The sequence below is a fragment of the Klebsiella sp. HMSC09D12 genome, from assembly GCF_001808475.1.
GTDB classification, from domain to species: Bacteria; Pseudomonadota; Gammaproteobacteria; order Enterobacterales; family Enterobacteriaceae; genus Klebsiella; species Klebsiella oxytoca.
The window spans coordinates 1-2,372 of the sequence record NZ_KV793450.1 but is presented as its reverse complement, the minus strand read 5'-3'; the positions used below and the strand labels follow the sequence as shown (position 1 = coordinate 2,372).

Below are 2,372 nucleotides of genomic sequence, written 5' to 3'. Positions count from 1 at the left end.
GGTTTGTTGCCTGTTTTGCCGGTTTCCCGTCAGAAACGCTCTGAGGGCCTCTCAGGCGGTGCTGATAACGGATGTTATGGTAAATGGAGTAGCTGATAGTTCGATAAAAAAATGTCACAAAACTATCTTTATGATTTAAAAGGATTAAATAATTATAAAGACGATATTTCTTTGTGCTTAATTTAAAGTAAGTAGTTAACCATATGATTTTAAATTGTTTTTTATAGTCACTTTTTTTTAAAAAGACTGCGCGCCATTACACGTAGTGTAATGTTATAAATAGCGTAGTGTGACAGAAATAAGGTGAGGCTATGAAAAAAAGTGTTGTTAGACAAGTGCTTGAAATAAGCGGGCCATGCATCTCTTCAGATCTTGCAGAGAGAATTCAGTGGCAACATCCCTCAATGTCCCCTGAAGCGATACGTAAAATGATCTCGCGAAGCACGGACATAGGTAAGATGCCATTTTTGAAATTCAGCCATAACAGGAGATTCATTTATCTAAAAGATGATTTTGGCAGTTTCAAATTTTGGCGAGCTCTCGAAAAGTGCATGTACGAAGCAAACTCAACTTACTCACACGCGATACTTGCCGTAATAAATAATGGCGGTTATTTGAAGGTGAAAGATTTTGGGATTGTGTCTGGATCTCCTATAAAACAAGCTAAACATTTAAGTTATGAAACAGTTCTAAGAAATCTACTTTCGGCAAAAATACTTAGATCTGTGTATATTGATGGAGTTGGTGATTGCGTACTGATAAATAACAACATAGCCAACGATGTTAATATTAGAACAATGGCAAATTGCGAATCCTTTTTTGACAAACCAATATTGGAGCTTGTTAAAGCTTGGTTGAGGAATTTAGGCCTGGTCGCTTTTAATCAGATAAAAACAAAATACGATGGGGAGGGAAATCCAGTTGTAGGCTCTTTTGAATGGGATATGACCGCTCCAAGTTACGTTTCCCCTCTCGCTGAATATGTCGGCGGAAAACTGATGCCTGGTTTCGTTGCCTGTGATTTTTCTCTCGGCTTTAATCGTGATGAAATTACTACCGCTGCAGCAGAAACATTCATAAGAAAAGTCCAGATGACTAAGTCTTCTCGAGCGAGTCAGAGGATAATGTTTGTTATTTTCGCAAGGCGTTTCGGCAAAATAGCCTTCAATAAGTTGAGAAGTGAGGGGGTTCTGGCTGTAACTATAGCAAATGCGTTTGGTAATAAAGTTGATGAAAGCTTAACCAGGTTGTCGAGGGTGGTTCAGGGTTCTTTGTCCATTGAAAAGCATCCAGATGAGTTGCTTCAGATGGTTAAAGATCTGGAGTCTGTTTCTGGAGAGAATGGCAATTTGAGAGGGTATATTTTTGAGCTTTTTGTATCCTCGCAAATTTCTAATTTTTATGGTCTTGGTAATATTTACATTAATAGAGAGTATAAGATAAATGGTAAGCATGCAGAAGCTGATGTTGTATTAGAGAGTAGTGACGATATTTATATAATAGAGTGCAAAAATGTTAAGGTCTTACCTTCAACTGAACTTACGCGTTGGATGAAAGAAAGGGTTCCAACTATAAACTCTTACTATAAAATAAATAATTTAGAAAAAAAGAATATCCACCATTATTTGTGGGTTACAGGTAATGTGTACAACAAAGATTTAAAAAGGTTAGACTCTTTTAAGAGTAATAATAAGAATATCGATGTTGATTATTTGTTTGGTGAGCATTTGGATGATTTCTTTTACAAGAAAAAGCGGGTGTTCAACTTATATAGAAAAGTCATTTCACCTGATTATAAAAAAGGCGTAATGCCTGATTTTGAGTTAGAGGACGATTTTTTCTAGCTACTGCGTTTCTTGACGATGGCGCTTTGAAAGGCGTATCTTCCATCTCTGAAACGAAAAAACCACCCGGCAAGGTGGTTTTTCCGAAGGTTCAGGAAACCGGCAAGTTTCTGAACCGTGGTAACTGGCTTAGACGGAGCGCAGTGACCAAATCTGTCCTTCCAGTGTAGCCGTAGTCAGGTCAACACTTCAAGAACTCTGTGTATGCTTGTACACGCCTCTCCGCTCCGTAAACCAGATACCAATGGCTGCTGCCAGTGGCGTTTTGTCGTGTCTTTCCGGGGTGGACTCAAGTCGATAGTTACCGGAACAGGCGCAGCAGTCGGACTGAACGGGGGGTTCGTGCATACAGTCCAGCTTGGAGCGAACTGCCTTCCCGGAACTGAGTGTCAGGCGTGGAATGAGATAAACGCGGCCATAACAGCGGAGTGACACCGGTAAACCGAAAGGCAGGAACAGGAGAGCGCACGAGGGAGCCGCCTATCAGAAATGATAGGTATCTTTATAGTCCTGTCGGGTTTCGCCACC

Annotated in this window: 1 protein-coding gene; it reads left to right on the top strand. The window is 40.2% G+C overall.

Features of this window, described 5'->3' with window-relative positions:
• Window positions 1–311: 311 nt before the first annotated feature.
• Window positions 312–1,844, top strand: coding sequence for an NERD domain-containing protein (locus HMPREF3178_RS08785; RefSeq protein ID WP_070585130.1), 1,533 nt, complete (start codon window positions 312–314; stop codon window positions 1,842–1,844).
• The last annotated feature ends 528 nt before the right edge of the window (window positions 1,845–2,372 follow it).

Coding starts and splice junctions, on each gene's coding strand:
- HMPREF3178_RS08785 (WP_070585130.1), top strand. CDS start 312: ATGAAAAAAAGTGTTGTTAGACAAGTGCTTGAAATAAGCGGGCCATGC.